This window comes from Alienimonas sp. DA493, from assembly GCF_043951915.1.
In the GTDB taxonomy this organism is placed as follows: Bacteria; Planctomycetota; Planctomycetia; order Planctomycetales; family Planctomycetaceae; genus Alienimonas.
In genome coordinates this window covers 1-6,898 of record NZ_JBINJD010000219.1, presented here as the reverse complement: position 1 = coordinate 6,898, position 6,898 = coordinate 1, and the positions used below count along the sequence as shown (strand labels likewise).

6 protein-coding genes are annotated in these 6,898 nt (G+C 72.6%); all 6 read left to right on the top strand.

The window, feature by feature from the left end; translation table 11 throughout:
- The coding region (locus tag ACG2DA_RS20955; protein ID WP_395258408.1) for an RHS repeat domain-containing protein at positions 1-1,221 on the top strand (1,221 nt) is incomplete at its 5' end.
- A 579-nt stretch (positions 1,222-1,800) separates the two neighbouring features.
- Positions 1,801-3,066: an IS4 family transposase gene (locus ACG2DA_RS20950; protein ID WP_395258410.1), complete on the top strand. Its 1,266-nt coding sequence runs from the start codon at positions 1,801-1,803 to the stop codon at positions 3,064-3,066.
- A gap of 292 nt (positions 3,067-3,358) precedes the next feature.
- The gene (locus ACG2DA_RS20945; protein ID WP_395258407.1) at positions 3,359-3,934 is read left to right on the top strand and encodes an REP-associated tyrosine transposase; all 576 of its coding nucleotides are present in this window, start codon (positions 3,359-3,361) and stop codon (positions 3,932-3,934) included.
- Between the two features lie 94 nt (positions 3,935-4,028).
- The gene (locus tag ACG2DA_RS20940; RefSeq protein ID WP_395258405.1) at positions 4,029-5,231 is read left to right on the top strand and encodes a hypothetical protein; all 1,203 of its coding nucleotides are present in this window, start codon (positions 4,029-4,031) and stop codon (positions 5,229-5,231) included.
- On the top strand, positions 5,228-5,776 hold the full coding sequence (locus tag ACG2DA_RS20935) for a hypothetical protein (RefSeq protein WP_395258404.1): 549 nt from the start codon (positions 5,228-5,230) through the stop codon (positions 5,774-5,776). The genes ACG2DA_RS20940 and ACG2DA_RS20935 overlap by 4 nt, the downstream gene beginning before the upstream one ends.
- 33 nt (positions 5,777-5,809) lie before the next feature.
- Positions 5,810-6,796, top strand: a complete 987-nt coding sequence (locus ACG2DA_RS20930) for a hypothetical protein (RefSeq protein WP_395258402.1) — start codon at positions 5,810-5,812, stop codon at positions 6,794-6,796.
- Positions 6,797-6,898 lie beyond the last annotated feature (102 nt).

Here is a 6,898-nt window from a genome sequence, read left to right as displayed (position 1 = left end):
GGGGCCGACCAGTTGTTCGCCGTCGAGGACGGCTCGGGCGACGTCGCCTGGGCCCTGGGCGACCACCAGGGCAGCGTGCGGGACTGGGCGGAGTTGGCGTCGGGCGGCGTGAGCGTCGTCGACCACCTCGCCTTCGACAGCTACGGCGGCGTGCTGAGCCAGTCCGACCCGACCCGCGGCCCGCCGGCCTACGCCTACACCGGGCGGGAATGGGACGCGGACGCGCAGCTGTACTACTACCGGGCGCGGTGGTACGACCCGGTCGCCGGGCGGTTCGTCAGCGAAGACCCGCTGGGCTTCGCGGCGGGGGACGCCAACCTGATGAGGTACGTCGGGAACGCTGTAAAGTTCCTCGTCGACCCAACTGGTCTTAGAGGAGGACTCTGCGGCCTGATGATGGCCGCTCGTCAGCACCCCGACTGGCGTCCATATATGGCGCCGAGGTCGGCTGAGTCGTGCGCCCTTTACGGCGTGCCCTACATTCCGCCCCCTAGTGAGCTCCCATCGATAGGCCCGGCACCCACGCCGTATTGTCCGCCGGAACCCGTGCCGGACCAGATGTTTCGTGGATTCTTCCTGACGGCCGGCGACTACGTACCGACCTCAGGCGAAGATCTGTGGGCTATGTCAGTCGCAGGGCAGTGCGAGCAGTTAGGCACGATTATCGGAGATCCCGTCGGGTACCACGCGGAGTGCACGAAGACCTTCAACGACGCCTGCGAGTACATCCAGACCCCTGAGGGCGTCGGCAGGGCCGCCGGGCACGGGTTTGCGTTCTTATGTTTCAAAAGGGTAGCTGCACCCGGCAATGCGGCCGCTGCCGCGACTACGAGGTGCGTAAGCGGGAACTCAGCTACTGCTGCAGCCGGCACCGCCCCAAGGGGACTGCTTTGCCGCCAAGGCCTCTCGTACGAACTAAAGCACCTTAATAAGCACCTGCCGGATACTTCCGAGTCCGCAAGGCTGATTCGCAAGGACGGCTCTGCCCATGTCTTCAAGGACAAAGCGACGCTCGGCAGAGTAGAGCAAGAGCTACTAAGGTGCGGCGACAGCTTAGGGACCGTTCGCGGATGGGAGCGATATGGCAAATATTTCAATGAGCCAATCGGATTCCGAATCGACGCACAGGGAAACAAGATCCCTCTGCATTACGGAGAACTGAAATTAAAGGCAGAGACTGGCTGCTACCATGTTATTCCAAGAACGAGACCTGCATCATGACCGGATGGTATGAAGTGTGGGCTGACTTAGGGCTGGTGCCTCCTTACTTGCTTCTTGTGCGCGCGGACACCGGAACCTATGAAGTTGTTGACCCACAAGAAGGCGGAAAGGTGGTATTCCAGGCTGACGGCTACGAAGCTCTGAAGCTATGGTTGCTGGAGGACGAGTACGAGTTGGTTAGCAACAGGGTTGAGATCAGTTAGCAGCAGGCGAGGGTGACCGGGGTGTACGATACTGTGTTGCTCGACGAGGTTTAAAGGGGGGAGGCGACGGGTGACTGGAAAGAGGTCATACGGCGGGTGGCATTGCTCTAAATCTGTGTGCCATGCTCTCACCGGGCGGGTGGCATTGCCCTAATTCTGGGTGGCATGGAACGCCGTGAGCTTGGGCGGGGCGTGATTCGTCGTAACCGCCGGACGTGAAACGGGTTCGGCTCCTGCGTAGGGTCGCGGTTTTGTGCCTGGCAGCACCCCGCGAAGCCCGAACGGAAGGAACCGAACCCGTGCATCCAACCTACGGCGACCGCCTGATCGCCGCTATTGAAGACCGTCTGCCGCCCCGCTTTTTTCCGGCCTCAGACTGCCTGGCCGGCGGGGCTGGACGCCCCAGCGGCTGGCCTGCGCGGCGCTGCTGATCCCGTGGCAGGAGACGCGGCTGCGGGCCGTCGCCTTCGACCGCACGCGGGCCTTTCTGGCCGGACGCAAACGCTGGCGGCGACTGCCGCGGACCTTCACCGGCTTCGCCGACGCCCTGGTCTCGACGCAGCGTCCGCTGGCCGAGGCGATCTGGACGCGCCTGCGGGCGCAGGTCCGGGCCGTGGCCCCGGACGCCTTTCGCCAGCGGTTCGGCGACCGCGACTTCCTCGTGCTCGCCGCCGACGGCAGCCGCTTCGAGGCGCCCAGAACCGAAGCCAACGAGGCCGCGTTCGGCTCCGCCGGCCGCCGCGGGACCGGCCCGCAGGTCGCCGCGACGGTCCTGTATCACCTGGGGACCGGCCTGCCGTACGCCGCCCGGCTGGGCGCCGGGACCGCCAGCGAACTCCGGCATCTGGACGGGATGCTGGGCGACCTGCCCGATCGCACGCTGCTGCTGGCGGACGCGGGCTTTCCGCACTTCGACCTGCTGAGCCGGCTGGACGCCGCCGGCTGCGCCTTCTTGATGCGGGTCGGGGCCGACCGCACGCTGCTGGCGGAACTGACCGCGTGCGAGCACGCCGACGGAACGTGCGGCGGCGGTCAGCAGGTCTGGCTCTGGCCGGAGGCGAAGCGGCGGGCCGGCCGCCCGCCGCTGTCGTTGCGGGCGATCGAGCTCGAGACCGACCGCCCCGACGTGCCGAACGTGTATTTACTGACGAACCTGTCGGCGGCCGACCTGCCGGACGAACGGGCGGCGGAGTTGTATCGCCGGCGGTGGGGCGTGGAGGTCTTCTTCCGCACCGCCAAGCAGACCCTGCGATCGCGGACGCTGCGGAGCCGCAACCCCGCCAGAGCCCTCTGCGAAGCGGAATGGCTGATCCTCTCCGTCCTGCTGCTGGGCCTGTTGACGGCCGGGGCGGTCGCCGCCGCCGGCGGCGATCCGGCGGGCTGGTCGCCGGCCCGCAGCCTAAAGACGGTGCGGCGCCGGCTGCGTCACGCCGTCCGCCGCGGGGGTCGGTGGACCCGGCAGATCAAAAGCGAACTGGCGGCCTGCGTGATCGACCGCCGGCCGCGCCGCGGCCCGAAGCGCCCCCGCGACCGGCCTCAAAAGAAGCACGACCGCCCGCCGCGTCCGCCCAAACTGCGCCCCGCCACGACGGCCGAACGGCAACGGGCGCAGGAGCTTGCGGCGACAAAACTCCTCCTGTAGCTCACGGCGTTCGGTGGCATGCTCTCACCGCGGCGAGGGTGACGGCGGGGTGGCATGTTTCTTGACGCGGTGTGCCATGCTCTCACCGCGGCGTGTGTGTCGTGGCTATGTGGATCGGCCCGGCCCGCCGCGGGGTGAGCATGGAGTGCGACGCCCGCCTGCATCGAGCGGGGCCGAGTCGCCCCGCATGCTCACCCGCCTCCGCTGCGCTGACGCTCCGCTGCGGCGTGAGAGCATGGCACACGCGGCATGAGGGTCTGTAGGTTGTGGGCGTTCGATCCCGGAGTTCCTCATGCCGCACCGCAAACGCCTCAAGCGGATTGACGAGCCGGGGCACGCCCACGCCCTCACCTGGAGTTGCTGGCGGCGGCGCAAGTTCCTCGACCGAGACCGCTCCCGCACGTGGGTCGTGGAGGCGATCGACCGGGCGCGGGCGAAACACCCGTTCGACGTCTGGGCGTACGTGCTGATGCCGGAACATCTGCACCTGCTCGTCTGCCCGACTGAGCCGGAGTACGACACGGCCGCGTTCCGCCAGAGCGTCAAGATCAGCGTCGCCCGCCGGGCCGTGGCGTGGGTGAAGACGCACGCCCCCGAGTTTCTGCCGCGGATGCTGGACGAACAGCCCAACGGGAAGCGGGCGTACCGCTTCTGGCAACGCGGCGGCGGGTACGACCGCAACCTCACCCACGCCGGGACCGTGCTGGCTGAGATTCAGTACATCCACGCCAACCCGGTCCGCCGCGGGCTGTGCGGGCGGCCGGAGGAGTGGGCGTGGAGCAGCGCCGCCGACTACGCCGGGACGGGCACCGGGCCGCTGGCGTTGGACGTGGGGTCGCTGCCGGACTTCGGGGAGGTGACGCGGTGATCGGGAGCCGCTCGCATGCTCACCCCGTCCGGCTCCGCTCCGCTCCGCCGGCCGGTGAGAGCATGGCACACGGCACCTGCATATCCTCGCCCTGATGTCCAAGCCCACCGCCCCCGCGTTACTCGCCCCGTCCTGGTCGGCCTGTCTGTGCGGGCCGGCGGCGGGGCCGGGGCGGCGGGCGAACCGGCAGGCCCTGCTCTTCGACCTGGAGGGCCGGCTGCCGGTCGCCGCCGAGGGGCTGGCGGCCGACTTTTTGCCGGTCCCGCGGCCGGAGACGCCCGGGGCCGCGTGGGGCGTCGCCGCCCCGGCCGAGGGGCTGGGGCCGGCCGTCGCAGCGCTGGAGGAGGGCGGGACGCCGGTCGGGTCGATCACGCCGCTGGCCCTGCTGGCCGGGCCGGGGGAGCCGCAGCCCCGCACGATAAGCTCGCCGGCGGTTACGGTCTGGCAGACGGCCGACGGGCTCGAACTGGTCGAGCACGCCGCCGGCGCCCCGCGGGGTTGGGCCCGCACCGCCCGCGATCCGGCCGCCGCGGCCCGGGTTCTCCACGCCCTCGCCCTGACCCGGCCGGAGGCGCCGCGGGTCGTGCTGCGGGTCCCCGACGAGACCCTCGCCGCCGAGCTGCGGGGGCGGCTGGCGGGGGCGTTCGAGGTGAGCGAGCCGGGCGGGCCGTCGTTCGAGGAGGCCGCCGCGGCAGGGGCGGCGTGGGTCCTCGCCGGGAAGGCGGACCCGCCGGTCGACCTGCGGACCGGGCCGCTGGCGGACCCGGACCCGCTGCGGGCGGTGCGGGGGCCGCTGCGGGCGCTGGGGGCCTCGCTGGCCCTCTCGCTGCTGGCCGTGACGGCCGCCCTGCTGTGGCGGGCGGACCGGCTCGAAAAACTCGCCGCCGACCGGCAGATCGCCGCCGAGGAGGCGTTTCGAGACCTGTTCCCGGGGCAGCGGGCGCCGCTGGCGGTCCTGAGCCGGCTGCAGAGCGAGCGGGCCGCCGCGGCGGGCCTGCGGGGCGCAGCCGGGGCGGCCCCGGCGTCGCCCGACGCCGTCGCCACCCTGGCCGCCGTCCTCGCCGCCCTGCCGCCCGCCGAGGACCTGACGCTGCGGCTGGACGACGTGCGTGTCGAGGGCCAGCGGGCGGACCTTTCCGGGGCGGTGAAGGAGTTAGGCGACGTGGCGAAGGTCGCCGCGGCCCTGCGGGCGGCGGGGCTGACCGTCCCGCCCCCGCGGAGCGGCCGCAGCGGCCAGGAGGTCACCTTCGTCCTCGCCGCCGAACGGCCGCTCCCGGACGCGGGTGCCGAAGAATGAACGGACCGAACGGAACTCGGCTGGCGGCCGGGGCGCTGGGCCTGCTGGCGGTCGCGGCCGTGTGGGCGGGGCTGCGGGCCTCGGCCGCCGCGGCGGGGGCGGAGGCCGCCGGGGAGACACTGGCGGACTGCCGGCGGCTGGCGGCGGAGATCCGGGCCCTGCGATCCGACGCCCCCACCGCGGCCCCGGAGACGACCGCCGAGGAGGCGGTCACCGAGCGGGTCGACCGGGCCGCCCGGGCGGCGGGCCTGCCGGCGGACGCGGTGCTCGACGTGGACCCGCGGCCGGCCCGGCGGGCCGGGGAGACGGCCTACCGCACCCGCTCCACCGGCCTGTCGCTGGCCCCGCTGACGCTGCCGGAGTTGCGGCGATTCCTCGAGGCCCTCGTCGAGGACGAGCCGGGGCTGACGGTCACCTCGCTCCAACTGACGCCGCCGCGGGCCGACCGGCCGGCGGGCGCGGCGGCGGCCGGGCCGGAGCGGTGGTCGGCGAACCTCGCCTTGACCCGTTTGATCTACGATCCGACAACGTCCGGCCCGAAGTAGTCGCCCACAACTCTCGTTCCCGAACCCGCCGCCGTGCCCCGACCCCGGCGGATCCTCAGCCGGCTGGCGCTGTTGGCCCTGTGCGGGGCGGCGGGGTGCGCCTCGCTGCTGGACGGGAAGGGCGGCGGGGACGGCCTGCCCTACGAGACGGTCCGGGCCGACCCCGGGGCCGACACGGCCGCGGCGAAGGCGGCGAACGAGGCGGCACTGGAAAAGATCGCCTGCGGGGACCTGGAGGGGGCGGAGAAGAAGCTTAAGGCGGCCCTGGCCGCCGACGTGCGGTATGGGCCGGCCCACAACAACCTAGGCCACCTGCACTACGTGGCCGGTCGGCTGTACGAGGCGGCCTGGGAGTTCGAGTACGCCGCCCGGCTGATGCCCGGCGACCCGGGCCCGCACAACAACCTCGGCCTCGTCATGGAGGCGGCCGGCCGGCTGCCGGAGGCGATCGACGCTTACTCGACCGCTTCGTCGATGCGGCCGGACGTGGCGGACTTCCTGGCGAACCTCGCCCGGGCCCGCGACGCGGCGATGGAGCCGAACCACGAGACCGCCGCGATGCTGCGGGAGCTCGTCCTGCTCGACTCCCGCCCGCAGTGGCGGGCCTGGGCCGGGGAGTTGCTGGCGACGCGGTATCAGGACTTCGCCGGCGTGTTCGCGGCCGGGCCGCTCCCGCCGGGCGCCGTGCCGTTCGAGGGGCCCCCGCCGCCCGCGGCGGACGTCGCCACGCCGCCGGGGGACGACGCTCCGCCGCGTTTGCTGCCCGCCCCGGCCCCGCTGCCGCTGCCGTCGCTCTCGGACGAGAACCCCGCGGCGGGGCCGTTCGAGCGGTCGCCGTCCGAGCCGCGGCTGCTCCCGCCGGCCCCGCTCTTCGACCCGGACGCCCCGGCCGACGCGGCGGACCCGTCCGAGACCGCCCTGCCGTCCGAGACCGCCCCGCCGTCCGAGCCGGCCCCGCCGGCGGGCGTGATCGACCCGTTCGCCGACCTCCCGTCCCTTCCGACCCAGTCGCCCGAATGACGACCGCCCCCGGCCGGCCCCTCGCCCTCGCCGTCCTCCTGTCGTTCGCCGCGGCGGCCGCCGCCCAGCCGCCGGCGCCGCCGGTCGTCCCGCCCGCGGCCG